Source organism: Methylomarinum sp. Ch1-1, assembly GCF_030717995.2.
GTDB classification, from domain to species: Bacteria; Pseudomonadota; Gammaproteobacteria; order Methylococcales; family Methylomonadaceae; genus Methylomarinum; species Methylomarinum roseum.
Window position 1 is genome coordinate 4,401,941 of sequence record NZ_CP157743.1, and the last position, 26,765, is coordinate 4,428,705.

A 26,765-nucleotide genomic window follows, 5' to 3' on the forward strand; every position below is an offset into this window, starting at 1 on the left:
AGCGAGGATGTCGGCGGCAGCCCCCACCCCCTAAATTCCATGACTTTTGGGCTACTATTTCATTCCAGGATAATTTAGATGTTGGGTGAAGTGATAAAATAGCCTGCATTTTTTTAATCATAGAAACACTCATGAAACAAGTCGAACTTCTTTCGCCAGCCGGCACCCTCAGAAACATGCGTTACGCCTTCGCCTTCGGCGCCGATGCGGTCTACGCCGGACAACCGCGTTATAGTTTACGAGTGCGTAACAATGACTTCCTGGAACGAAATCTGGCCAAAGGCATAGACGAAGCCCACCGATTGGGCAAGAAATTCTTTCTGGCCGCCAATGTTATTCCGCATAACGCCAAAATCAAAACCTTCATGGCCGATATGGAGCCGATCATCGCGATGCAACCGGATGCGCTGATCATGGCCGACCCCGGCCTGATCATGATGACGCGGGAAAAGTGGCCGGACATGCCGATCCATTTATCGGTGCAGGCCAACACCGTCAACTACGCCAGCGTCAAGTTCTGGCAAAGCATGGGCGTGGAACGGGTCATTCTCTCTCGCGAGCTGTCGCTGGACGAGATCGCCGAAATCCGCCAGCAATGCCCCGACATGGAACTGGAAGTGTTCGTCCACGGCGCCTTATGCATTGCCTACTCCGGCCGCTGCCTGCTATCCGGCTATTTCAATCACCGCGACCCCAACCAGGGCACCTGCACTAATTCCTGCCGTTGGAAATACGACACCCTGCCCGCCCATGAAAATGCAGAAGGCGATTATGTCATGGACAGCGCGGCGCTGTCGCTGTCCGACCTCAACCATGCCAGTTGCGGCGGCGCCGAACGCCACCCCCTGGCCGACAAAGTCTACTTTCTGGAAGAGGAAGGCCGCAAAGGCGAATTGATGCCGGTAATGGAAGATGAAAACGGCACCTACATCATGAACTCCAAGGATCTGCGCGCTATCGAACACGTCCAACGTCTGGTTGAAATCGGCGTCGATAGTCTGAAAATAGAAGGCCGCACCAAATCGCATTTTTATGTCGCCCGTACCGCCCAAGCCTATCGCATGGCGATCGATGACGCCTTGGCCGGACGTGAATTTCAGCCGCAATTGCTAGGCGTGCTGGATAACCTGGCCAACCGCGGCTACACCGACGGCTTTTATCAGCGCCATCACACCCATGAGCATCAGAATTACATCACCGGCTATTCGAAAAGTCATCAACAACAATTCTGCGGCGAAATTAGCGGTTATGATGCCGAAAAAGGCATGGCGGAAATCAAGGTGAAAAACAAGTTCGCCGTCGGCGACCGGTTGGAAATGATTCTGCCACAGGGCAACCGCGACATCGTCGTCGAACGCATGGAGGATATGTACGGCCATGCGATGCAGGAGGCCGCGGGCGGCGGTTACGAAGTCAAAATTCCGTTGCCGGAAGTGGATAGCCAACACGGCCTGCTGGCCCGTTATTTTTAACGGTTTGATGCCGAAAATGAAATTTAGCAGCCTCCTTACGCTAAAGCGCCTGTTGCCGCTGTTAATCATCGCCGGCGGCCTCGTCGTCTTCGCCATGCTGACGGCGACAGCCCCCGGTTCGCCGGCCGTCCCGGTCCAGGAGCGCAGCTGGTTGGTCGATGCGATAAAGGTCCGTCCTCAACAATTGGCGCCGACCCTAACGCTGTACGGTCAGATCGAAACGCCTGCGCTGGTCAAACCCGCCGCTCCGTCCAAGAGCCGAGTCACGACGATCAGCGTGCGTGAAGGTGATGCGATCAGCACCGGGCAATTGCTGCTGGCACTGGATGAGCGGGATTTCAAACCGCGACTGGTTCAGGCCGAAGCGAAGGCCGAGGAATTGCGGGCCTTGATTGACAGCGAGCGACTCAGGTTTCGTAACGATCAAATCGCCATCAAGCACGAACAATCGATACTGCAATTACAGCAGTCCTCGGTAGAACGGGCGAAAAAGCTCAAGCGACAGAAATTGGGTTCGACCGCGGCGCTGGAAGAAGCCCAGGAAGCCTTGAAACGTCAACAATTGGCCTACAGAAGCCGGAAATTGGCTGTCGACGATCATGGCGCCCGCCTGCAGCAATTAAAGGCTAAACTGGCCCACGCCGAAGCCGACGTCGAATTGGCCGCGCTGAACCTAGAACGCAGCTGGGTCATCGCGCCCTTCGACGGCTTCGTCGAAAAACTGTCGGTCGCATCGGGCGATCAGGTCAACGAAGGCCAGGTCTTGTTGACCCTGTATCCCAGCGATCAGCTGGAATTGCGCGCCAAAATCCCTGCCGCCTTTCAACATGAAATCCAACATGCCTTAGTCGCCGGTTCTCCATTGATGGCCGTAGCTGAATATGCCGGCGCCCGCTTACAACTACAAATGGACCGTCTTTCCGGCAAAGCCGACAGCCGCGGCATAGACGCGCTGTTTCGCATTCAGGACGGGCAACAATGGCTCAGGCTGGGCGCCACGGTCAGCCTAACATTGCAACGACCGGCGCAAGACGATGTCATTCCGCTGCCCTACCCGGCCATTTACGACAACAACCGCGTTTTCCGGATCATCGACCGTCGCCTGCAGGCCATCGATGTCCAGATCCTCGGCGAATACCAGCGGGACAATCAATCCTGGCTGCTGGTGCAAAGCGAAGACTTGCAGGCGGGCGATGAGATTATCACGACACAATTGCCGGGCGCGGTCAGCGGCCTGAAAGTCGACGTCAAATAATGAAGCATCAGTCCGATTTACTGGGTTTCTTCGCCCATCACAAGGTAGCCGCCAACCTGTTGATGATCATGATGATCCTCGGCGGCCTGTTTGCCTTGCATAAACTGACCGTTCGCTATTTTCCCAATTTCGATCTAGATGTCATCACGGTAAGCGTAGTCTGGAACGGCGCCAGCGCCGAAGACGTCGAGACCGCGATCACCATTCCGCTGGAACAAAACCTCAAATCGATCGACAACCTGCACAAGATGACTTCGACCTCGACCCAGGGTCTGGCCACGATCACGCTGGAACTGGTCGAAGGCACCGACACCATCGACGCCTTGAATCAAGCCAAGCAGAAAGTCGATGAATTCCGCAACCTGCCAGCCGACGCCGAGGAACCCAGCGTCATCAATGTGGCTCGTTACGAGCAGGTGGCCAGAATTCTGTTATACGGCCCGGCAGAACCAGCCGAATTACGCATTCTGTCCAACCGCTTCGAACAGGAATTGCTCGACAGCGGTATCGATAAGGTCGATGTCGCCGGCCTGCCGGAACAGGAAATCGCCATCCAGATCAACCATAACGATCTGCAACAGCTCGGCATCAGCCTGGACCAGGTCGGCCAGCGCATCCAGCAACTAAGCCAGGATATTCCGGCCGGAACCTTTGGCGAAGCCGATAACGCCACTGAGCTGCGCAGCCTGGATCAGCGCCGCAGCGAATTAGGTTTTCATTCGCTGCCCATCATCAGCGACTCGACCAGTCGTATCAACCTGGGCGATATCGCCGTGATTAAACGCCAGGATGAAAAAGGCGGCGTGACCTTGTCGGTGGACGGCAAACCGGCGGTGGAATTGGTCATTCGCAGTTCCGATTACGGTGACGCCTTCGAATCCGCCGAGATTTTCCAACGCTGGCTGCAACAAACCAGACAAGGACTTCCGCCGGGCGTCAATCTATACGTCTACGATCAAAGCTGGCGACTGATCAAGGATCGTATTTCTCTGCTATTGAAAAATGGCGGCGGCGGTTTGCTGTTGGTGGTCGCCATCCTCTACCTGTTTTTAAGCACCCGGGTCGCGTTGTGGGTCGCGGTCGGCATTCCGGTATCCTTCATGGCGACGTTGCTGATCTTGTATGGCGTCGGCGGCAGCATCAACATGATCAGCCTGTTTGCCCTGATCATGGCGCTGGGCATCATCGTCGATGATGCGATAGTGGTCGGCGAGGACGCTCTGGCCCATTACCAGGCCGGCGAGCAGCCATTGATGGCCGCGGAAGGCGGCGCCCGGCGCATGCGCGCTCCGGTGATCGCCTCCTCGTTGACCACGATTGCGGCGTTTATTCCGCTGATGCTGATCGGCGGCCCCATCGGCAACATCCTGTTCGATATTCCGCTGATCATCGTCGCCGTCATTATCGCTTCGGTCATGGAAAGTTTTTTTGTACTGCCGGGTCATTTACGCCATTCCTTTGTGCACATGGCGCGTATCGAACAAGAAAGCTGGCATAAACGTTTCAATGACCATTTTGAACACGTCAAAAATGTCTATTTCAAAAAACTGGTTAAGTTGACGCTGCATCACCGCGCCATCGCCCTCAGCCTGGTGATTGCCCTGCTGATCACGGCGCTGGGTTTACTGGCCGGCAAGCGACTGAAGTTTCATTTTTTCCCGTCTCCGGAGTCAGCCATACTCTATGTCAATGCCGGCTTCGTACCCGGCACGCCCAAGCAACAAGTCGACCGCTTTCTAAGCCACCTGCGGCAAACGTTGACCGAAACGGATCAGGCGCTCAGCGCACAAGCGCTGGTTTTGAAAGCGATTAGCCGGCATGGCGGCAGCCTTTCCAATAAAGGCAGAGCGGCGCATAGCGGCGATCATCTGGCCTCGATGATACTGGAACTGGAAGAACCGGATCGACGGACAGTGCGCAACAACGACTTCATCAAGGCCTGGAAACAGCGTATACGGAAACCGGCCGGCCTGGATGTCTTCACGATCACCAGTCGCTCGGTCGGCCCGCCCGGCCGCGACTTGTCGGTCAGGCTGACCGGCAACACGCCAGAGATATTAAAACAAGCTGCGTTGGAATTTGCCCAGACCATACGCTCGATTCCAGGCGTCAGCGATATAGAAGACGATATGCCCTACGGGCGCAATCAACTGGTTTACAAACTAACGCCGGCCGGAGAGGCGCTAGGCTTAACGGTGGCCGATCTGGGCCGACAATTACGCACGGCCTTTGAAGGTCGGCTGATACAGCTGTTTCAGGACGGCCTGGACGAGGTGGAAGTCAGGGTCAAGTTGCCGGAACAGCAACGACAAAGTCTGAATGCGCTGAATCAGCTGGAAATCCGTTTAGCCAACGGCAACAGCGTACTGCTGAGCAATGTCGCAGAATGGCGCTCTAAGCGCGGCTTTGAAATTCTCCGTCACGCCGAAGGCAAGCTGGCCGTTGAAATATCGGCCGAGATCGACAGTAAGATCAACAACGCCGAGCTAATTATCGACTCCCTGCGGCAAACTCTGATGCCGCAACTGGCCTCCCGCTACGACATTCAATATTCCTTCGAGGGGCGCTCTGCCGACCAAGCCGAAACGATGGCCGACATGCGCTATGGCCTGATCATCGGTTTGACTCTGATTTATCTGGTGCTGGCCTGGGTGTTCGCCTCCTATGGCTGGCCGCTGGTGGTCATGAGTGCGATCCCGTTCGGTTTGATCGGCGCCCTCTTCGGTCATTTGTTCATGGGCATCGATCTGACTATTCTGTCGCTATTCGGTTTCTTCGGTCTGTCCGGCATCGTCATCAACGACTCCATCATTCTGGTCAACTTTTATCAGCACCTGATTCAACAAGGCATGAGCACTCACGACGCCTTGGTCGAAGCATCCTGTCGACGTTTACGGGCGGTGCTGTTAACCTCACTGACGACCATTGCCGGTCTAGCGCCGCTGCTGTTCGAGACTTCGTTGCAGGCACAGTTTTTAATTCCGATGGCCACCGCAATCGCCTTCGGGCTGATATTTTCCACGGTGCTGGTGCTGCTGGTCATTCCGGTTTTATTATCCTATCATGAGGATTTGCATGGCTTTTTTGTTCGTTATAAAGAAAAACTGTTATAATTTTAGGCCCATTTAAATGGTTAATATCATGTCATTAGCTACAGCGGACCTTTGTGATCAGTTTTCCGAGCAGGAAAATTTCCAGATTGCCGAGCCGACGTTTCAGGCATTCGGCAAGAACAAGGCTTTCAACGGTCAAATCACCACGATGAAGGTGTTCGAAGACAATTCCCTGGTGCGCAAGACCTTGGAGGAAAAAGTCGATAACAGGGTTTTGGTCATCGACGGCGGCGGCTCCCGCCGTTGCGCGCTGCTCGGAGACAATCTTGCCGGACTGGCCTGTCGTAACGGCTGGCAGGGCATCATCGTCTACGGCTGTATCCGCGACTCCGCAGCCATTAACCAGCTGCCGATCGGAATTAGGGCGCTGAGCACGCACCCGTTGAAAAGCCATAAGCGCGGACTAGGCGACCGCGATGTCATGATTAATTTTGCCGGCATTCATTTCAAGAAAGACCAATATTTATATGCCGATGAGGATGGAATTATCGTCTCGGACGCAAATTTGGGTTAGAATCCCTATATCTATTAACCTAGTAAAAGACTCAAGATATGCAAATTGTTCTCGCTAACCCCCGTGGTTTCTGCGCCGGCGTCGACCGCGCCATTGAAATTGTTGACCAGGCCCTAGAGGCATTCGGCGCGCCCATCTATGTTCGCCATGAAGTCGTACATAACCGCACCGTGGTCGATGGTTTGAAAGAAAAAGGTGCGATCTTCATCGAAGACCTGACCGATGTGCCGGTCGGCTCTTACTTGATCTTCAGCGCTCATGGCGTCTCCAAGAAAGTTCAACAGGAAGCCAAGGATCGTGATTTGACCGTGTTTGATGCAACCTGCCCGCTGGTTACCAAAGTCCATATGCAAGTCGCCAAACACGCCAAACAAGACCGGGAAGTGATCCTGATCGGCCATGCCGGCCACCCGGAAGTTGAAGGCACGATGGGACAATACGAAAAATGCACCAAGAACGGCGACATCTATCTGGTGGAAACCCCCGAAGATGTCAAAAACCTGAAGGTCAACAACCCGGAAAACCTGGCTTATGTCACACAAACAACCTTATCGATGACCGACACTAAGATCATGGTCGATGCGTTGAGAGCGACTTTTCCGTCGATTCAGGAACAGAAAAAAGATGACATCTGCTACGCCACTCAGAACCGTCAGGATGCCGTGCATGACCTCGCGGAAAAATCCGATCTGATTTTAGTCGTCGGCTCGCCCAACAGCTCCAACTCCAACCGCCTGCGTGAAATCGCCGAGCAATTGGGAAAACCGGCTTATTTGATCGACACCCACAAGGACCTAAAACGGGAATGGCTCGATGGCATCGATGTGGTCGGGGTGACGGCCGGAGCTTCGGCGCCGGAGGTTCTGGTTCAGGAAGTCATCTCTCAGCTTAAGCAATGGGGTGGAGATTCGATCGCCGAGAACAATGGCATCGAGGAAAAAGTCGTCTTCTCGCTCCCCAAAGAACTGAAAAAACACTTAGAAGCCTGATAACTTGGCCTCTCCTGTTCGATTGGGAGAGGCTAACTCCATACAGTTCAATCGTGAGCCTCCAGGCCTTTTCTGTTTGTTTTCTTCATCCACCGTTGCGCAAGGTAGCCCCTAGGCATGTATAGTCCATGCTGAATATAGAACAGTTTGTATTCGCTGTTGATCGTTGCATTGAACAATCGGTGGGCTAGCAATGTCCCGCAAAAGTAATTATTCAGCGTATTTTTATCAGAGGTGGGTAGGCTATTGATTTATCGGGCTGTCTGCAACAGGCAGATTTTTGCTCTGACCGCCAAGGAAGGCGGAAATGTAGAAACTGCAGGAGCAATTTTCTGCCTGCAAAATCTGCATTTCCATCGTCCCTGACGGTCAGACGTTGCAGTCAGAGCTTACGCCGCACAGGGAAGTGCAAGTGCCGCGTGAGGCAGGATGCCGTTAGCTGCCATGGAAGTATTCACCCAGCACCTAAATTAACGAAGATTATTAATCATAACCAATAACCTAGGGTATTTAGGTGCTGGGTGAACGCATCCCGAGAAATCAATGACCTACTGCCTAAAACCCGAAAGATACTGAATAGTTACCCTAATTATTTAGTAACTATTCAGCTTGATACTGAGAAAATTTTTCTTTTACTATCAATTGCTTGTGGAAGAAGTGTATGCGGCAGGGATGTCGCATCCAAGCCTATAGGGACATATTCACCCAGCACCTAAATTCCATAGGCTAATGGCTGCGATAAATCATCTTCGTTTATTTAGGTGCTGGGTAAACGGCGTCTTCTGGAGCAAGTAACTGATAGTGAAAGTATTTTTATACTGAATAGTTACATTATTTATTCATTTTTGCCGAAAAAAAATTTAACATAGAAAAAAATAGCGCTAGAATATTAAATCTCTCTAATATTCAAACTTTTTACATCTCTAAGGAGCTCACTATGACCAAGACCGCTATGGACCTTGTCGCCGAAGCCAAACAAAAAATCACCGAAGTCTCTGTTGAAACTGCAAAAAGCAAGCTGTCAAGCCGCCCGATTTTGGATGTCCGGGAGCCGGGCGAATTCGCTGCCGGACATTTGCCCGGCGCCATCAACATTCCGCGCGGCGTGTTGGAATTTAAAATCAGCGCCGACCCGGTTCTGCATAATAAACAAGACGAGGAAATCATCGTCTACTGCCAGACCGGCGGACGTTCGGCCCTGGCTGCCGAAGCCTTACATAAAATCGGTTATGACAAGGCGGTCAGCATGGAGGGCGGTTTTAAGGCGTGGACGGATAATGGCTATGAGCTCGGCTGAACAAGAATCGCTACGCATCGATAAATGGCTGTGGGCCGCGCGTTTTTTTAAAACGCGCAAGCTCGCCGCCGACGCCGTTGCCGGTGGCAAGGTCCACCTTAACGGCCAGCGTTGCAAGCCGTCCAAGGAAGTCAAACCCGGCACTCACTTGCACATCAGCAAGGACCATTACAGCTGGGACATTACCGTGACCGGCATTAACCGCCAGCGCCGGCCCGCCAACGAAGCAACGTTGTTATATCAAGAGGACGAACAAAGCCTAGCGAGGCGTAGGGAGCAGATCGCCGTGCAAAAACAACAGCGAGCCTTGATGGACCATTCGGAAAGAGAGCGCAGACCCAATAAAAAACAACGCCGACAAATTCATCGCTTTAAACAGGGCTAGCAAGGGTAGGCTTTCTGGGTTCTTGGCGGAGCTCATGAATTTCCATCACCACCCTCCCTGGTGGTTAACTGAATAGTCAGGATGCTAAACAGAGAAACTTTCTCCGCAACCACAGGTGCCCGTTACATTCGGATTATTGAATTTAAAGGCCTCATTGATGCCTTCTTTGGCATAGTCCAATTCTATCCCTTCCAGCTTCTCCAGATCACTATTTTTGACGATCACTTTCACGCCGAATTGTTCAAAAACGCTTTCATCCTCACCCAACTGATCGGCATAATCCAGCACATAGGCAAAGCCCGAGCAACCCGAGGGTTTGACGCCTAATTTGAGCCCGATGCCGGAACCCCGTTTCTGTAATTGTTTCTGAATTTGCGTTGCCGCATTCGCTGTCAATGTGATAGCCATTTACACCTCTGTAAAAATCTAAGTTTAAAATAGACCGTTTAAAACCGAGATAAATTCAATAACGTCCTGTTCAGAACTATCTTTACCCAAACTGATACGAATTGCGCCTTTTGCGGTCGATTCGTCCACCCCCATCGCCGTCAAAACCGGACTAGGCTGACCGCCCGCGGCAGCGCAGGCCGACCCACTGGAAACCGCAATATTTTTTCGATCCAACTGCATCAATAGCATTTCCCCGTCCATCCCTGCTATCGACATCTGCACGGTATTCGGCAGTCGTTCCGCTTCCCGGGAAAAAATAACCACGCCGGGCAGTTCCAGCAAGGCTTGTTGCAATTGATCGCGCAATAACAATGCCTTTTGCCGGCGCTCCGCCATTTCTGTTTTGGCCAGCTCCGCAGCTTTGCCGAACCCTACAATAGCGGCGACATTCTCCGTCCCGGAACGACAATTATTTTCCTGTCCCCCGCCCAACAGCAACGGCTTAAGATCAAACCCTTTCGCCGCGAGCAACGCCCCGCAGCCCTTGGGTCCATAAATTTTGTGACTGGATAGCGACATCAGATCGATCCCCAATTCGGCAAAAGATACCGGAATCTTTCCCAATGCCTGCACGGCGTCGCTATGCACCGTGACCCCCAAGGGCTTGAGTCTTGCGCTTAAGGCGGCTATGTCCTGAATCACGCCGGTTTCATTATTAGCCAGCATAATGGAGACAAAATCATTGTTTTTCAACGCCAAGCTATCGATAGCCGAGGTTTTTACCCGCCCCATTTCGTCGACTCCGATCAGATTGATTTGTTGAAAACGATCCCTCCGGTTCATCAATGGCTCGATAATGGAGGGATGTTCGATGGCGGAAACCGCCACGTTGGCATCGTTGGGGATATTGTTTAAGGCGAGATTATTGGCTTCGGTCCCGCCACTGGTAAAAACCACCTGCGATGGATGCACGTCGACCAAGGCGGCAACTTGTTCGCGGGCTGTCTCGATTGCGCTGCGCGCAATTCGTCCGAGGCGATACAGGCTGGACGGATTGCCGTAAAAAGACTGTAGATAAGGCAGCATCGCCTCCAACACCCGCTCGTCGAGCGGAGTCGTGGCGTTATGATCGAAATAGATCATTTAAACCGGAATATTTTCCTGTTTGCTTTGAATCTCGATCGTCTGTTCGAGGTCTCTATCCTGGCGCTTGGCTACTTCAGAAACCAGTTCTCTTTCCAGCAAGGACCCCAAACTGATGCCCCGCAAATAACCCCGAATCTGATCGCTGAGCCCCATCCACAAGTCATGAGTCAAGCAATGCTGATTATTCTGGCAATTGCCTTTACCGCCGCATTTCGTCGAATCGACCTGCTCATCTACGGCGGCAATAATTTCGGCTATATTAATTTCTTCGGCGCAGCGGCTCAGTTTATAGCCCCCTCCGGGGCCTCTGACCCCTTTAACCATGCCGGCTTTACGCAGACGAGCAAATAACTGCTCCAGGTAAGATAAAGAAATAGTTTGTCTGGTCGCGATATCAGTCAACGTTACCGGTCTACTTTGGCTATGAAAAGCCAGATCCAGCATCGCGGTCACCGCATAACGCCCTTTAGTTGTTAGTCGCACTGAAAGATCCTTATATACCTAATGAATGTAAGGACACTATAATAAAACCTAGTATTTTAGTCAACTATTCAGATGCAATTTTTTGATCCTCGACAGGTTATTGATTTATCAGACTGTTTGCATGATCCATTGCCCCCCTGCTAAAGAGCATTTATTTAGTGAGTCCGGACCCAGTTTTTGCTGATTAACAGCCTAAGCGACTATGCCTTGCAGGCCGCCAGTTAGTGAATAATTGAATGCTGATGCTGCGTGATTAAACCGAACTCGGGTAATTTAATCATTATCCTTGATGGCATAATTATCCAACTCGGGAATCGCCTGTTCATTATATTCTATGCCGGCTTCATTCAGCACTCGCTTCATCCCTTCTAACTGCTTATCCATTTGATGGATATGATCAAGCATGTGATTGATCGCATTAGCGACCGGATCCGGCATATCGGCAGTGGCTCCATAGGCGTCAAAGCCCATTTTAGTCGCGATCTCATCGCGATTGGCCACCTTCCTCTTGGCCTTACGCTCGATAATATGCGCGGGGATGCCCACCACGGTCTTACCAGCCGGCACCGGTTTCACCACCACCGAATTTGAACCGACCCGAGCGCCTTCACCGATTTCAATCGGCCCCAGCACCTTGGCGCCGGCGCCGATGACGACGCCATTACGCAAGGTCGGATGGCGCTTGCCTTTATTCCAGGTTGTGCCGCCCAGCGTCACGCCATGGTAAATGGTGCAGTCATCGCCTATCACCGCCGTTTCACCGATCACGACCCCCATGCCATGATCGATAAAGAAACGCCGGCCTATGGTTGCCCCCGGATGAATTTCTATTCCGGTCAGCCACCTGCCGATATGAGAAGTAAAGCGCCCCAGCCAGCGAAACCCGTGTCGCCAGCAAGCATGGCTCAAACGGTGTATCAGCAGCGCATGGAATCCGGGATAAGCGGTGACTACTTCAAATACCGATTGTGCGGCCGGGTCGCGATCAAAAACGCAGTTAATTTCTTCTTTGATTCGGTTAATCATTTCCTTTCTTGACATTATGATTTTGGGAAAAGCGTAGGATTCCTCTGAGTATATCCAATTCTTTAACATCTAGATGTGTGCGATTAAAAATCCTCCGCAGACGCCGCATGATGGTTTTTGACTTATCGGGATGCAGAAAACCGATATCTTGCATCGTTTGATGCAGATGCTGATAAAAAAATTCCATTTGCTCCGCGGTCGCCAATGGATCTGCGCCTCTATCCCCTATCTCGGGCTGCCGATAGTCACCGGCAGCGATAAACAATTCATAACAAACCACCTGCACCGCGGCGGCCAAATTCAGTGAACTGAAATCCGGATTACAAGGGATACGCAGCAAATACTGACACAAATCCAATTCATGATTCTTCAATCCGGAATTTTCCCGTCCGAACACCAGCGCAATACGAACATCGCTGAACGCAGCGGAGACAAATTTTTCCGCACATTCCCGAACCGCCAGTTCCGGCCAACTGATGGTCCGATCCCGGGCGCTGGCGCCGACGACGACATGACAATCGGCAACGGCCTGCTCCAACGTCTCACATCTTTCCAGCGAACTCAAGATATCATTAGCGCCGGAAGCACGCGCCGTCGCATCGGCGCTTGGAAAAATCTTAGGCGCAACCAAACAAAGATTCTCCATGCTCATATTCTTCATCGCTCGCGCAACGGCACCGATATTGCCTGGATGCGATGTTTCCACCAGCACAATTTTAAATTTAGACAGCAATGGCGTAACCCGTGTTAAAAATCGATGATTCTATCAAAAATGCATTTATGCAGCGTATTTTTGAGCAAAAGAAGCAATTCCCAATTTAGATAACAAAGAGGATCTGGGATGTGTTTGACGAGGATGTCGGCGGTAGGGATACCGCCGCCAAGCCCCCAAGAATGGGTTCACCCAGACCCTAAACATCGCTAAAACGCTCGAAATACTCGGCCTGAGAATTGCGAAAAAGCTAAGAATACATAATCGTTAGACACAAAAATTTGCTATCCTATAGCCATTATCCAATTGCTCTATAAAAATCAATCTATGCACCCAATGCTTAATATTGCCGTCCGTGCGGCAAGAAACGCCGGCGATCTGATTCAACGTTCCGCCGACAATGTTGGTCAGCTGACCATTAACAAGAAAAGCCAGCACGATTTCGTTTCGGAAGTCGACTTTCAGGCCGAACAGGAAATCATCAAAGTCTTACGCGCCGCCTTTCCCGACCATGCCATTCTGGCCGAGGAAAGCGGCGAACATGAAGGCAATGATCACCAGTGGGTCATAGACCCGCTGGACGGCACCACCAATTTCCTCCATGGTTTTCCCCAGTATGCCGTCTCTATCGCGTTAAAAGTCAAAGGTAAAATCGAACTGGGTGTCGTCTACGACCCTTCCAGAGACGAATTGTTTACCGCCGAACGCGGCGGCGGAGCCATGCTGAATAACCGTCGTATCAGGGTGGGTCGACACGCCAGTCTGCAGGGCGCCTTGCTGGGCACCGGATTTCCGTTTAAAAGCGATGAATATCTGGATTCCTATCTGGCGATGTTCCGCCCCCTATGCACCGCCACCTCCGGCATAAGACGCGCGGGATCGGCGGCCCTCGACCTGGCCTATGTGGCCTGTGGGCGACTGGATGGTTTCTGGGAAATCGGTTTACAGGAATGGGACATGGCGGCCGGTTTGTTGTTGATTCAGGAAGCCGGCGGCGTGGTCACCGATTTTTCCTTCAACAACAAATACCTGCAATCCGGCAACGTCATTACCGGCAACCCAAAAATGCATCAGCTGATGTATCAGAAAATCGAGCCACACGTCCCCGACAAATTGAAATAAAACCAAATCAGGCAAAGGGTATGAAGCGCATACCCTTTCGTCTTTTATATATCCTTCAATGCGTCCCAGACTTCCTCATAGTTAGGCTCGTCGGCGATTTCACTGACCAACTCGGTGTAAACGACCTTGTCGTCCTCATTGAGAAGCACAACCGCACGCGCGGTCAGACCGGCCAGCACGCTGTCGGTTAATTCAACGCCATAATCCTTGCCGAAGCTGGACCGAAACGTCGATAACGGAATGACATCCTTGATGCCTTCAGCTTCACAAAAGCGGCTCTGGGCAAAAGGCAGATCGGCCGAGATCACCAAAACCACGGTATTTTCCAAGCGGGCGGCCTTCTCGTTGAATTTCCGGGTAGATGTCTGGCAGGTCGGCGTATCCAGACTAGGCACGATATTCAATACTTTCCTTTTGCCGGCATAATTGGCTAGAGACACTTCCTTCAATCTGTTGCTGACCAACTTGAAATCGGGCGCCTGACTGCCGACCGCCGGCAGATCTCCTGACGTGTGAATGGGCTTGCCTTGGAAAGTAATTGTTGCCATCTCTCTTCACCTTTAAATTAGGGTCTCTTTCTTTTTTTGAAACCGGCCAGTCGTTTACGTTTTTTCAACTGACGCTCGGTTAATTTGTTTTTCTGTCCCTGAAACGGGTTCTCCGGCGACTTGAACACCAGCCTGACCGGCGTCCCTCTCAAGCCCAGTTGCTCACGATAATAATTCATTAAATAGCGCTTATAGGAGCCCGGCAAGGAATCGGTCTGTACGCCATGCACCACCACGACCGGTGGATTGCGTCCACCCTGATGGGCATATTTCAGCTTGATTCGGCGCCCTCGCACCATAGGCGGCTGATGAGCCGCCAACGCATCGTTGAGGATACGCGTCAGAATCGGTGTCGACATGTCTATCATCGCCGCCTCATACAAATCATGCACCACATCGAACAGTTTTCCGACACCACTGCCATGCAATGCCGAAATCGGGTGTTTTTCGGCGAAATCCAAAAACGGCAGCTTGATCTCGATCTGTTTTTTGATCATGTCCTTTTGCTCGGGGCTAATGCCGTCCCACTTATTCAGACCGATAATCAAGGCCCTGCCGGCTTCCAGCACCAAGCCCAACAAATGCGCATCCTGCTCGGTGACGCCCTCGCGGGCATCGATCAGATAGATCACGACATTGGCTTTTTCGATCGCCTGCAGCGACTTGATGATGCTAAATTTTTCTATCGCCAACGAAACCTTGGCTCTGCGCCGCATGCCGGCGGTATCTATCAGGGTAAATTTCTGCTCATTGCGCTCGAACGGAATATAGATGCTGTCCCGTGTCGTCCCGGCTTCATCGTAGACGACGACGCGTTCCTCGCCGAGCAGACGATTGACCAGCGTCGATTTACCGACATTCGGTCGACCTACGACGGCGATGCCGATGCCCTGATCTTCCTCTTCGACCTCTTCCTCAACCTCCTCTGGCAACAGTGCATCGATACGCGCCAACAGCTCCTTGACGCCCCTTCCATGCGAGGCGGCAATCTGTACCGGCTCACCTAGCGCCATGTCATAAAAATCGGCACAGGCCAAGTCGGCATTGATGCCGTCTATTTTATTAGCGACCAGAACCACCGGCTTATCGAGCTTGCGCAATGTATCGGCAATCTCCTGATCGGAAGCGCTGAGGCCGGCCCGGGCATCGACCATAAAAAAGACGACATCCGCTTCCTGCAACGCGGTTTCCACCTGTTTTCTGGCAAAGCCTTCTATGCCGTTGCCGTCATCGGCAATACCGCCTGTATCTACGACCAGACAATCACGCTTGCCTCGTTTGACGCGTCCATACTGCCGATCGCGGGTCAAACCGGGATAATCGGCAACCAGTGCTTCCCGGCTGCGGGTTAAATAATTGAATAAGGTGGATTTGCCGACATTAGGCCGGCCGACCAGTGCGATAACAGGTAACATTATTTTTTTCTTACTTTGTAAGCGGCCAAGGTGCCGTCTTTTGCATAAATATAAACGGTATTGTCGACCACTACCGGCCGAGCCTCGATCGCCGCCTCCGTCACCTGCGTGCGCCCTAATTGTCTGCCGTCGCTCCCCGCCAACCAATGGACATAACCGGCAAAATCGCCGACGACGACAAAATTATCATAGGCGACCGGCGTCGTCAGTCTGCGGAAACGCAGTGCATCTTGCTTCCATAGCGCCGCGCCGTTGCGCTGGTCCAGCTGCCAGACATCGCTGCTGCTATCGCTGACATAGAGATAGCGCCAGTCGTAGCTGATGCCGGAATAGGAAGAAACGTCTTCGTTATGCCACAGCACGTCGCCATCGATCTCCAGCACCGCCGAGGTGCCGCCCTGATAACTGGCGATGAAAATAACGCCTTCGGTCGCCACCGGGTCCACGTCCAGATCGACTAGACGCTCGACTTCCGAGCGACCGCTGGGTATCGCGATACTGGTCTCCCAGATATTCTTGCCATCGTCGAGTCGCAACGCCATGATCTTGCCATTGGCATAGCCGGCGATCACATTGTCTTCGACGATGATCGGGGAGCCGGTGCCGCGAATGCTCAAGGCCGGCACATTGCGTTCGAACACCCATTGTTGACTGCCGTCCTTTTCACTGAGCGCGATAATCTTGCCATCGATGGTGCGAACAAGGACCTTGCCTTGTGCGATCACCGGGACCGCCAGCACCTCGCTGGAAACCTCCGTGACCCATTTTTGCTCGCCGCTGTCGATATCGAAGGCAACCACTTCGGCGTTGCTGGTCCCCATGATCACCGTTTCGATGCCGCTGCCCGGACCGGCTGAAAAGGCGAAATCGGTTTCCGTTTCCCAAACCACCTCGCCGGTTTGACTGTCCCTAGCGATAATCAAGCCTCCGCGATCCGCGCTTAAAACCTTGCCATAACTGACCGAGACAGCCAGCTTCAGGTACTGGTCATCGGTCCCATCACCGGTGCTTTCCCGCCATAAGCGTTCGATTTCGATTTCCGCTTCGTATTCGGTTAACGGCGCAGGCGGTTCGGTATTATCCTCACCTCCCAGGAAATAACTGCTGGCGCTGCCGACCAGCTCCTTGCCGGCCTCAAGCGCGGCACAACCGTTCAGCAACGGCAATGCCGCCCACAACAAAGGCAACAACAGTTTAAGAAGCTTATGGTTTTTCAGCATGATGGAATTTTTCGGGGTAAAACTTTCAACATAGGGCCGTTTATTCTCAATACTGTTAAGCGACTACCGATCAAGTCCGCACCGCCAGCAGTACGAGATGAATGGATATATCTTTCCTTGACCGGGCGCCGATAAACCCGGAACCGGATCCATCGGCGTATCCTCAAGTTAAAAGCATCATTTCTTTTCCTTGCTGGGAAAAGAACGAATCGGGGAGCATTCAATAAGAAATTGCGTTAGGGCGCAGGATTTTCAACAATTTCCGCCGCGCTTATGTCATCCAGTTTGAACTGCAATAACGGCGAACCCTGCCCTGACCTCAAGGCGCTTTGATAGGCGGTTCTAGCCTCGCCCAGACGCTCCATCGCGACATACAAATCCCCTTTCAGTTCTTGATAACTGGCGCCAAATCCCTCGGTCGCCGTCGGATCGGCTTCCGCGATCAGCTTCAATCCTGCTTCATAGTCGCCAGTCGCCAACATTAACCTAACCAATCTGATCCGGGCAACATTTTTGAGCTCATCACTATCCGCATTTTGCATCAGTTGTTGTAATGACGCTTTAGCGGCTTCCAGGTCGCCCTGTTCCACCTTACTTTTAGCCAACATCAAGCCGGCAAATGCCGAATAAGGCGTTGAGTCGTATTGCTCGGACAGGCGTTCAGCGATTTTCTCCACCGACTGATGCTTGCCTTGCTCGGCCGCTTCCAGCAATTGTTGATACTGGGCGGATGCCTGATTCAGCTTATCTTGCTGATAACTGCGCCAGAAATTCCAGCCACCGACCAGAACCAATGCCGCGACTACCCCGGCAATCATAGACCCGCCATTGGTTTTCCACCAGCGCTTTAAGGCTTCGACCTGTTGTTCTTCTGTCTCGTATATTTCCACGGTTTTTCTCTATCGTTTTCTTTAAAAATTCAGCTTGCCGAACGGCTATTCCTACGCGCCAGCCAGCCTTTTAAAGCTCCAACCAGCTCGGGAACGGGCATATTCTGTTGCTCCTCTCCGGTACGCAACGGCTTCAGACTGACTTCACCGCGCGCAGCTTCCTCATCGCCGATGATCACGGCGTATTCGGCGCCGCTTTTATCGGCTTTCTTGAACTGACTCTTAAAACTTCCGCCACCGCAATGCACCTGCAGTTTCAGACCACTCAGTTCCGTTCTGAGCTGTTCGGCGACACGCATGCCGACTTTTTCCGCGTCCGTTCCAACCCGAATCATATAGGCGTCTACCATCGGATCGACCTTGAAATCGGCCTGCATTTCCACCAGCGCCAACAACCTTTCCATGCCCAAGGCAAAACCGATCGCATGATTGGTTTTGCCGCCCAATTGTTCGATCAGGCCGTCATAACGTCCGCCGGCGCAAATCGTCCCCTGCGCGCCCAATTCATCGGTAACCCATTCAAAGACCGTTTTGCCGTAATAATCCAACCCGCGCACCAAACGTGAATTCAAGACATATGAAACGCCTAGATCATCCAGGGTCGCCGTCAATGCATGGAAATGGTTGCGGCTGTCTTCGCCGAGATAATCCATCAATTCCGGCGCCTCGGCGATCAGTTGCTTCATGTCCGGATTTTTGCTATCCAGAATTCTCAGCGGATTGGTTTCCAGCCGGCGTAAACTGTCGTCATCCAATAGCTCCAGATGGGCCTTGAAGTAATCGACCAATTTTTCCCGGTAAGCGGCCCGCTCCTCGCTGGTGCCCAATGAATTCAGCTGCAGTTCGACCTTGTTGCGGATGCCCAGTTTTTTCCACAAACGTTCACTGAGTAGAATCATTTCCGCATCGATATCCGGACCGGCCATGCCGTAAGTTTCCACACCCAACTGATAAAACTGACGGTAACGGCCCTTTTGCGGTCGTTCATGTCTGAACATCGGCCCGCAATACCACAGTCGATGAACCTGATTATGCAACAAACCATGTTCTAGACAAGCCCTTAAACAACCGGCGGTTCCTTCCGGCCTTAACGTCAACGAGTCGCCATTACGATCGTCGAAGGTATACATTTCCTTTTCGACGATGTCGGTGACTTCGCCGATGGAGCGCTTGAACAATTCGGTTTTCTCAACGATCGGCAAACGTATTTCCTGATAGCCGTAACTGTCGACGACCTCTCTGATAGCTGCTTCAACCTTATGCCAACGTGGAGAATGTTCCGGTAGGATATCGTGCATCCCACGGATAGCCTGAATTGCCTGCTGTTTTTTTGCCATTGAGTCGTTTACGAATTGTACTTGAAAAAAACGGGCTAACGATTAACCGCCGTTCTGACCTGCTGCGCCTGCTCGGATCCGGGGAACAAGGTCAATAATTGCTGCTGATATTTTTCGACTAGCTTCCGGTTTCCCAACGCCCTCTCCGTCTGGACGGCTATCCAAAGAGTCTTAGGGGTATGCTGGGAAACGCCGAGATAACGTTCGAGAAAAGCCCGAGCCGACATATAATTTCTTTGCTGATAACTGATGCGCTGCATTTCCAACAATGCCGGCGCATAATCGGGTTGCAACTCCAAGGCCTGGCGAAATGCCCGTTCGGCTTGCTCGGACTGATTCAGTTGCACATAACAAAGCCCTAAGTTGGTAAAAGCAATCCATTTGCGGTTATTCAACGGCATTTGCACCGTTTGCTCCAACAAAACCACGCCCTCGCTATAATTTCCTTGCTCGCAAAGGAAGCGACCGTAGTTATTTTTGCTGCTGGGGTTATCAGGGTCTAGCGCCAATGCCTCTTGATAATACTCGCGGGCCGCTCCGAATTGCTCGATGCGCTCATGCAAAACGGCCAGGGCATTGTATATATTGGCATTTCCGGAATCCAATTCCCGAGCTTTTTCCAACTTTTCCTTGGCCACTTGCAACATGCCCATATCCAGATAACGCGTCCCCATCTGCAAATTAAGCGCCGCCTGCTCCTGATCACTGAGCGCATCCTTGCTACCGGAACTCGACACGCACCCCCCCAGCATCGTGCAAAATGCGCCGATCGCGACTAATTTAACGGCTTTAATTAGCAACACGCTCCGCCTCCATCTGTCGAATTTTCAAGTGCCTTCGGCTCTTATCTTTAACCTGCCCGACCAATTGACCGCAAGCGGCATCGATGTCGTCACCGCGGGTTTTGCGTATCGTCGTGACGATCCCGGCTTTATGCAAACGATCGCGGAAGCGTAAAATCGTTTCCGGCGAGGAACAACGGTAATGCGATTGCGGAAAAGGATTGAACGGAATCAGGTTGACTTTGGAAGGCACATGGCTCAACAGAGTGATCAGCGCCTTCGCATCCTGAACGGTATCATTGATGCCGTCCAACATCACATATTCGAAGGTGATGTGTTTACGCGGTCCTCGTCTGGCGTAATCGCGACATGCCTCCATCAGTTCTTGCAACGGATACTTCTGGTTGATCGGCACCAACACGTCGCGCAACTTATCGGTAGCGGCATGCAATGACACCGCCATGCTGACGTCGCAGACCTCATTCAAGCGCCGCATCGCCGGCACAACGCCGGAAGTGCTGACGGTGACCCGCCGCTTCGACAAACCGTAACAGAAATCATCCATCATCAAGTTCATCGCGGCAACGACATTATCGAAATTCAATAAGGGTTCGCCCATCCCCATCATCACGACATTGGTGATTCTGTTATGGGCGCCCAGCCTTTTTTGCGCCACATACAGCTGACCGATAATTTCGGAAATCTTTAAGTTGCGGTTAAAGCCTTGCTGCGCAGTTGAGCAAAACGTGCAAGCCAGCGCACAGCCCACCTGAGAAGAGACGCACAGGGTGCCGCGTTTTTCTTCGGGGATGAACACCGTTTCGACCCGGTTACCGCAGCTCATCTGTATGGCCCATTTACAGGTGCCGTCGCTGGCTTTTTGTTCGACAATAATCTCCGGCGCCTTAATGCAGCAACGCTCTTTCAGCCAGGCGCGCAGCGATTTGCTCAGGTTGGTCATTTGATCGAAATCCTCGACCCCTTCCTGATAAATCCATTTCAGCAACTGAGTCGCCCGAAACGGTTTTTCTCCCATCTCGACAAAAAAGGCCTGCAGACCTTTTCTGTCGAAATCGAGAAGATTGATTTTTTCCGACTTAACGGATGCGTTCGCAGATTTCATCTTCTGAGAAAAAGAAAGCGATTTCTTCTTTCGCGGTTTCCGGAGCATCGGAACCGTGTACCGCATTTTCGTCGATGCTTTGGGCGAAATCGGCGCGTATGGTTCCAGGCGCGGCTTCCGCAGGATTGGTTGCGCCCATCAGTTCACGATTTTTCAATACCGCGTTTTCTCCTTCCAATACTTGCACCACTACCGGGCCTGAAATCATGAATGACACCAGATCATTGAAAAAAGGACGTTCTTTGTGAACAGCGTAAAAACCTTCCGCCTGTTCTTTTGTCAATTGCAGCATTTTGGATGCCACGATTCTCAGGCCGTTTTTTTCGAAACGGCTGACAACTTCACCAATGACATTTTTGGCGACCGCATCAGGTTTAATAATTGAGAACGTACGTTCAATTGCCATTTTTTTCAAACTCCAGTTTGCTTAAGTAAAAATAAAATAATCGACCATTATAGCGAATAAGCTTTTCAAGCTATATTTTTTTTGCCGGTGCCGTGCCGAGCGCCTTTTAAGGCATCTCATCGATATCTACACCTTCCTTTTCCGGAATCATCAGGTCATCTTTGCTGATCCCTAAGGCCAATACGACGGGGCTGGCGACATAAATCGACGAATAAGTCCCGATCACCACGCCGATCAACAAGGCCAAGGCGAAGTTATGAATGATCTCGCCGCCCAGGAAGGCCAGCGCAAGCAGCACCAGCGCCGTCGTCAGCGAGGTCATCAACGTCCGGTTCAAAGTCTGATTCAAGGAGGCGTTCATGATTTGTTCCGAATCGCCCTTGCGCAACTTGCGAAAGTTTTCCCGGATGCGGTCATAGACCACGATGGTATCGTTCAACGAGTAACCGATGACCGCCAAAATGGCCGCCAATACCGTCAAGTCAAACTCCATGGCAAACGCCGAAAAGACGCCCAGTGTGATAATAACGTCGTGGACTAACGCGGCAACCGAACCTAATGAAAATTTATACTCGAAGCGCCAAGCCACATATATCAATATGCCAAATACTGAATACAGCAGTGCTAAGCCGCCATCTTCGGCCAGATCATCGCCCACTTGGGGTCCGACAAATTCAACCCGGCGCAGTTCCGCCGGATCGGCGACATTCTTATTGATCGCTTCCAACACTTGCGTGCTAAGCTCAGAGCTGCTCAGATTTTCATCGGGTTTGATCCGAATCAACACATCCTTTGCAGTACCAAAATTTTGCACTGTCGCATCGGCGAATCCGGCTTCATCCAGCGAGGCGCGTAAAGCCGACAAATCGGCCGCTTGATCATAGCCGACTTCCACCAACGTGCCGCCGGTAAAATCGATGCCCAGTTTCAAGCCGTTTAGCGCTAACGAAACGATCGACATCACCAACAGCAAACTGGAAAAAATCAGCGCCAGTTTACGCTTGCCTAAAAAATCAATTTCTTGTTTAAACATGTTCTTCTTTTATCTGTAGGTCTTTATGTAAGGGCTTGCGTCATTAAATCGACAGTTTTTCAACCCGGCGATTACCGTAGAGCCAATTAATCAACATCCGGGTTCCCATGATCGCGGTAAACATCGACGTCAGGATACCGATCGACAGAGTCACGGCAAAACCCTTAATCGGGCCGGTGCCAAAGCCGAACAACACCAATGCGACCAGTAAAGTCGTAATATTGGCATCCAAAATGGTCACAAAGGCCTTCTCATAACCGGTGTAGATACTGGACTGAGGCGTATTACCCACACGGATCTCCTCCTTGATCCGTTCGAAAATCAGCACGTTGGCATCCACGGCCATGCCCACCGTCAAAACGATACCGGCGATACCCGGCAAGGTCAGCGTCGCCTGCAGCAGCGACAGCAGGGCGACGATAGCGACCAAATTAAACGCCAGCGCGACATTGGCCACCAAGCCGAAAACCTTGTAATAAACGCCCATAAACACCAGCACCAACAACAGACCGACGACGACCGACATCATGCCTTTGTCGATATTGTCCTGCCCTAGGCTAGGTCCGACGGTGCGTTCTTCGACGATATCAACCGGCGCCGCCAGCGCGCCAGCCCTCAATAACAACGCCAGGGTTCTTGCCTCCTGGGTACTGTCCAGGCCCGTGGTTTGGAAACGTTTGCTGAAGGCATCACGGATGGTCGCCACGCTGATGACCTTTTCCTCTTTGACCTTATGCCGAACTTTTTCGCCATTGACGACTCGCGTCTCGGTTTTATATTCGATGAACACGACCGCCATCGGCTTGCCGATATTAGCCTGGGTCATCTTGCCCATTTTCTTGGCGCCGACTCCATTCAAGGTAATAAAAACCGCGGCCGAACCGTTCTGATCCAGACCGGAAGAAGCGTCGACAATCTGATCACCGGTGACGATTACTCGACGCTTCAGCAGAATGGGGTTGCCATTCTTTTCGTAATATAAACGGCTGCCGACCGGCACTCGCCCCTGCACGGCTTTCGCTACATCATGTTCGACATCGACCAAACGGTATTCCAGCGTCGCCGTCGTGCCGAGAATTTCCTTAGCCCGGGTGGTATCCTGCACGCCAGGCAACTGAACGACGATGCGGTTGTCGCCCTGTTGCTGAATCACCGGCTCCGCGACGCCGATTTCGTTGACCCGGTTACGCAACGTAGTTATGTTTTGCGCCAGGGCAAATTTCTTGATTTCCCTTAACTCATTTTCGCCAATCGTCGCGTTGAATTCGAAACCTTCCTCCGATTCGACGACATCGAGATTGCGAAAATCTTTGGCCATCAGATCCAGAGCGGCGAGCTTGTCATCGGCGTTTCTAAGCACAACTTTGATCGCGCCCTCTTCATTGCTCACCGAGCGGTAACGCACCTTGGCCGCGCGCAAGGCCGAACGAATATCGTTGTTGTAACGCTCTTCGGCTTGCTTGATCGCCGCCTTCATATCCACTTCCAACAAGAAGTGCACGCCGCCGCGCAAATCCAGTCCCAGATACATCGGCTCAGCCCCCAACGCGCTTAACCAGGCCGGAGTCGCCGGCGCCAGATTTAGCGCCACGGTGACATCGTTGCCCATTTTGTCGCGCAACATATCGGCCGCCTTCAATTGGTCATCGGTATTTTTAAAACGGGCTAAAATCCGGCCATCGGCGAATTCGAACGACTTGACCGCTAAACCAGCGCTTTTAATACTGGCCTCGACTTCATTCGCCTGCGTCTGCTCAAGCGGCGTTACCGTCGAAGAAGATAATTGCACCGAAGGGTCGTTACCGAACAGATTGGGCAACGCATAAATAATTCCGATCAACAGAACGATCAGAATCAGAGTATTTTTCCAAATAGGGAACCGGTTTTGCATTTTTTTTCCATCAATAAAACAGCTATGGCCCGGCGGCTAAAAATGAGCGGCCAGGCCATCTGCGGTTAAAATAAAGCTCGTAAATTATTTGTTTGGCTTCGAGACTTTTTTATTCAATGCTTTATAGGTGCCTTTAGGCATCATATTGGCGATCGCGTGGCGCTGTACCTGGATAAAGCTGTTGTCGGCAACTTCCAGTTTGACGAAGTTTTCATCCAAATCCTCCACCTTGCCCAAAATACCGCCCGAGGTCACTACTTCGGCGCCCTTCGATAGCGCGGCCAACATTTGCTTTTGCTCTTTATTGCGCTTGGATTGAGGGCGAATAAACAGAAAATAGAAAAAAATCAAAATTCCCAACGGGAATATCATGCCCTCAAATCCTGGTTGTTGAACCGCGGGGGCCGCCGCTTCAGCCATCGCATCAGAGATAAAGAAACTCATTGTAATCCTCAATTGTTATCGTTATATAAAATTTAAATCGTTATTCTGCGTTATTTGCAGAAAAGGGAGTAGGTTATTGATTTATCGAGCCGTCCGCAACAACCAAATCTTTGCTCCTGCAAAATTGACATGTCCACTCTCCCTGGCGGTCTACCTCATCGGTTCCCGACCGGTGCGGCATTTCCACCCTCCCTGGCGGTCTACCTCACCGGCTCCCGACCGGTGTGGCATTTCCACCCTCCCTGGCGGTCTACCTCACCGGTTCCCGACCGGTGTGGCATTTCCACCCTCCCTGGCGGTCAGACGTTGCTGATAGCGCTTAGTGGGATATCTACCCCCATCCCTGGAAATCAATGACCTGCTGAAAAAAACTGCAGAATGCCAAGCTGGATACAATCTCGCTCGGCATTCAAGCAGAAAAATCTCGTTATTATGCCACAGCCTGTGCGCTTTTTCCTCGTTGCAGGTAAAACTCCTTGACAAAACCATCCAACCGTTGCTCTGAAATCGCATCGCGCAAACCTTGCATCAGCTCCAAATAATAGTACAGGTTATGAATGGTGTTGAGCCGCGGACCCAACATTTCCTTACACTTATCCAAATGACGCAGATAAGAGCGCGAATAATTGCGGCAGGTATAGCACCCGCACTGTTCATCCAACGGCCGGGTATCGAACTGATATTTGCTGTTGCGGATTTTAATCACTCCCTGACGGGTAAACAAATGGCCGTTACGGGCATTGCGAGTCGGCATCACGCAGTCGAACATATCGACGCCGCGCCGCACTGCTTCCACTAGGTCTTCCGGCGTGCCTACCCCCATTAGATAACGCGGCTTATCAACCGGCATTTTTGGTTGTAGCGCCTCCAGGGTCGCCAACATCTCTTCTTTCGGTTCGCCGACCGAAAGCCCGCCGATGGCATAACCATCGAAACCGATATCGACCAGACCTTCGATCGATTCCTGGCGAAGGTGCTCGTACATGCCGCCTTGTACGATACCGAACAACGCCGACGGATTGTCGCCATGGGCTTTTTTACTGCGTTCCGCCCAGCGTAATGATAAGCGCATCGAATCGGCGGCTTCCTTTACCGTCGCCGGATACGGAGTGCATTCATCAAAAATCATCACGATATCGGAGCCCAGATCGCGTTGCACTTGCATCGATTCTTCCGGCCCCATGAAGATGGCGCTGCCATTGACGGGCGATTGAAAGGTTACCCCTTGCTCGGTGATCTTGCGCAAGGCGCCAAGACTGAATACCTGAAAGCCGCCGGAATCGGTCAGTATCGGCTTATCCCAGCCCATGAAACCATGCAATCCGCCATGCTCTTTGATTACATCCATGCCGGGGCGCAACATCAGATGAAAGGTATTGCCGAGGATGATCTGCGCGCCGATGCCGGTTAGCTCGTCCGGGGTCATCGACTTGACGGTACCATATGTGCCTACCGGCATGAAGATCGGCGTCTCTACCACGCCACGGGCAAACGTCAGCCGTCCGCGACGCGCATGGCCGTCGGTGTTAATTAAATCAAATTGCATGGTTAAATGGAAAAACTCCGAATGGACAATAAAGACGATCAACAAAATCGTCTATTATATAAGACTGACAAAAAATCTGTCAGTTATACTGACGGCAAAAACATCTGCAGCAAACTTTCCCAGCTTGAGCATTTTTGCTGTGTTTAGGGGCATTTAGGTGCAGGGAGAAGACAAAGCCATCGTTTTAACGCCCCTGGGATCTGTCGGGCCGTATCGGCGTCGCCGT

At 51.9% G+C, this 26,765-nt stretch carries 25 protein-coding genes; 8 read left to right on the plus strand and 17 right to left on the minus strand.

The window, feature by feature from the left end:
• The first annotated feature begins 131 nt into the window (after positions 1-131).
• The 7 genes from yegQ to Q9L42_RS19975 all read left to right on the plus strand — a co-directional run bounded on the left by yegQ (position 132) and on the right by Q9L42_RS19975 (position 9,025).
• On the plus strand, positions 132-1,472 hold the full coding sequence (gene yegQ / locus Q9L42_RS19945; RefSeq protein WP_349431700.1) for a tRNA 5-hydroxyuridine modification protein YegQ: 1,341 nt from the start codon (positions 132-134) through the stop codon (positions 1,470-1,472).
• A gap of 16 nt (positions 1,473-1,488) precedes the next feature.
• Complete coding sequence (locus Q9L42_RS19950; protein ID WP_305906640.1) at positions 1,489-2,727, plus strand: efflux RND transporter periplasmic adaptor subunit; 1,239 nt, start codon at positions 1,489-1,491, stop codon at positions 2,725-2,727.
• Positions 2,727-5,840, plus strand: coding sequence for an efflux RND transporter permease subunit (locus tag Q9L42_RS19955; RefSeq protein WP_305906639.1), 3,114 nt, complete (start codon positions 2,727-2,729; stop codon positions 5,838-5,840). Before Q9L42_RS19950 ends, Q9L42_RS19955 begins: the two co-directional genes overlap by 1 nt.
• 28 nt (positions 5,841-5,868) lie before the next feature.
• Positions 5,869-6,354, plus strand: coding sequence for a ribonuclease E activity regulator RraA (gene rraA, locus Q9L42_RS19960; RefSeq protein WP_305906638.1), 486 nt, complete (start codon positions 5,869-5,871; stop codon positions 6,352-6,354).
• Between the two features lie 38 nt (positions 6,355-6,392).
• Positions 6,393-7,343, plus strand: a complete 951-nt coding sequence (ispH, locus tag Q9L42_RS19965) for a 4-hydroxy-3-methylbut-2-enyl diphosphate reductase (RefSeq protein WP_305906637.1) — start codon at positions 6,393-6,395, stop codon at positions 7,341-7,343.
• 937 nt (positions 7,344-8,280) lie between these two features.
• Entirely contained in the window at positions 8,281-8,640 is a 360-nt protein-coding gene (locus Q9L42_RS19970; RefSeq protein WP_305906636.1) for a rhodanese-like domain-containing protein, read from the plus strand.
• The gene (locus Q9L42_RS19975) at positions 8,627-9,025 is read left to right on the plus strand and encodes an RNA-binding S4 domain-containing protein (protein WP_349431701.1); all 399 of its coding nucleotides are present in this window, start codon (positions 8,627-8,629) and stop codon (positions 9,023-9,025) included. Before Q9L42_RS19970 ends, Q9L42_RS19975 begins: the two co-directional genes overlap by 14 nt.
• A gap of 84 nt (positions 9,026-9,109) precedes the next feature.
• Here the strand turns inward: Q9L42_RS19975 and Q9L42_RS19980 are convergent, their stop codons facing one another.
• The 5 genes from Q9L42_RS19980 to Q9L42_RS20000 all read right to left on the minus strand — a co-directional run bounded on the left by Q9L42_RS19980 (position 9,110) and on the right by Q9L42_RS20000 (position 12,803).
• Complete coding sequence (locus Q9L42_RS19980; protein ID WP_305906635.1) at positions 9,110-9,433, minus strand: HesB/IscA family protein; 324 nt, start codon at positions 9,431-9,433, stop codon at positions 9,110-9,112.
• A gap of 24 nt (positions 9,434-9,457) precedes the next feature.
• On the minus strand, positions 9,458-10,558 hold the full coding sequence (locus Q9L42_RS19985; RefSeq protein ID WP_349431702.1) for a cysteine desulfurase family protein: 1,101 nt from the start codon (positions 10,556-10,558) through the stop codon (positions 9,458-9,460).
• A complete protein-coding gene (locus Q9L42_RS19990) occupies positions 10,559-11,044 on the minus strand; it encodes a Fe-S cluster assembly transcription factor (RefSeq protein WP_305906634.1) in 486 nt (161 codons plus the stop codon). It abuts the gene before it with no gap.
• Between the two features lie 273 nt (positions 11,045-11,317).
• Positions 11,318-12,070 carry a serine O-acetyltransferase gene (gene cysE, locus Q9L42_RS19995; RefSeq protein ID WP_305906633.1) on the minus strand — a complete coding sequence of 251 codons (753 nt, stop codon included), beginning with the start codon at positions 12,068-12,070 and terminating at the stop codon, positions 11,318-11,320.
• On the minus strand, positions 12,063-12,803 hold the full coding sequence (locus tag Q9L42_RS20000) for an RNA methyltransferase (RefSeq protein ID WP_305906632.1): 741 nt from the start codon (positions 12,801-12,803) through the stop codon (positions 12,063-12,065). Before Q9L42_RS20000 ends, cysE begins: the two co-directional genes overlap by 8 nt.
• Positions 12,804-13,109: 306 nt before the next feature.
• Between Q9L42_RS20000 and Q9L42_RS20005 the strand changes: the two genes are divergently transcribed.
• Entirely contained in the window at positions 13,110-13,904 is a 795-nt protein-coding gene (locus tag Q9L42_RS20005) for an inositol monophosphatase family protein (protein ID WP_305906631.1), read from the plus strand.
• A gap of 44 nt (positions 13,905-13,948) precedes the next feature.
• Here the strand turns inward: Q9L42_RS20005 and tpx are convergent, their stop codons facing one another.
• The 12 genes from tpx to tgt form a co-directional block, all read right to left on the minus strand.
• Positions 13,949-14,452: a thiol peroxidase gene (gene tpx, locus Q9L42_RS20010; protein ID WP_305906630.1), complete on the minus strand. Its 504-nt coding sequence runs from the start codon at positions 14,450-14,452 to the stop codon at positions 13,949-13,951.
• Between the two features lie 17 nt (positions 14,453-14,469).
• Positions 14,470-15,867 (minus strand): ribosome biogenesis GTPase Der, encoded by a 1,398-nt coding sequence (gene der, locus Q9L42_RS20015; RefSeq protein ID WP_349431703.1) that lies wholly within the window; start codon positions 15,865-15,867, stop codon positions 14,470-14,472.
• Positions 15,867-17,087 (minus strand): outer membrane protein assembly factor BamB, encoded by a 1,221-nt coding sequence (gene bamB, locus Q9L42_RS20020; protein WP_349431704.1) that lies wholly within the window; start codon positions 17,085-17,087, stop codon positions 15,867-15,869. Before bamB ends, der begins: the two co-directional genes overlap by 1 nt.
• Positions 17,088-17,323: 236 nt before the next feature.
• Positions 17,324-17,977, minus strand: coding sequence for a YfgM family protein (locus Q9L42_RS20025; protein WP_305906628.1), 654 nt, complete (start codon positions 17,975-17,977; stop codon positions 17,324-17,326).
• Positions 17,978-18,006: 29 nt separating this feature from the next.
• Positions 18,007-19,314, minus strand: a complete 1,308-nt coding sequence (gene hisS / locus Q9L42_RS20030) for a histidine--tRNA ligase (protein ID WP_305906627.1) — start codon at positions 19,312-19,314, stop codon at positions 18,007-18,009.
• Between the two features lie 35 nt (positions 19,315-19,349).
• Entirely contained in the window at positions 19,350-20,117 is a 768-nt protein-coding gene (gene pilW, locus Q9L42_RS20035; protein ID WP_349431705.1) for a type IV pilus biogenesis/stability protein PilW, read from the minus strand.
• Positions 20,104-21,219 carry a 23S rRNA (adenine(2503)-C(2))-methyltransferase RlmN gene (gene rlmN, locus Q9L42_RS20040; RefSeq protein WP_305906625.1) on the minus strand — a complete coding sequence of 372 codons (1,116 nt, stop codon included), beginning with the start codon at positions 21,217-21,219 and terminating at the stop codon, positions 20,104-20,106. Before rlmN ends, pilW begins: the two co-directional genes overlap by 14 nt.
• A complete protein-coding gene (gene ndk, locus Q9L42_RS20045) occupies positions 21,194-21,625 on the minus strand; it encodes a nucleoside-diphosphate kinase (protein ID WP_305906624.1) in 432 nt (143 codons plus the stop codon). Before ndk ends, rlmN begins: the two co-directional genes overlap by 26 nt.
• 106 nt (positions 21,626-21,731) lie before the next feature.
• Positions 21,732-22,658, minus strand: a complete 927-nt coding sequence (gene secF, locus Q9L42_RS20050) for a protein translocase subunit SecF (RefSeq protein WP_305906623.1) — start codon at positions 22,656-22,658, stop codon at positions 21,732-21,734.
• A gap of 43 nt (positions 22,659-22,701) precedes the next feature.
• Positions 22,702-24,549, minus strand: coding sequence for a protein translocase subunit SecD (gene secD / locus Q9L42_RS20055; protein WP_349431706.1), 1,848 nt, complete (start codon positions 24,547-24,549; stop codon positions 22,702-22,704).
• 84 nt (positions 24,550-24,633) lie between these two features.
• Entirely contained in the window at positions 24,634-24,993 is a 360-nt protein-coding gene (gene yajC, locus Q9L42_RS20060; protein WP_349431707.1) for a preprotein translocase subunit YajC, read from the minus strand.
• Between the two features lie 430 nt (positions 24,994-25,423).
• Entirely contained in the window at positions 25,424-26,539 is a 1,116-nt protein-coding gene (gene tgt, locus Q9L42_RS20065) for a tRNA guanosine(34) transglycosylase Tgt (RefSeq protein ID WP_305906622.1), read from the minus strand.
• Positions 26,540-26,765: the final 226 nt, after the last annotated feature.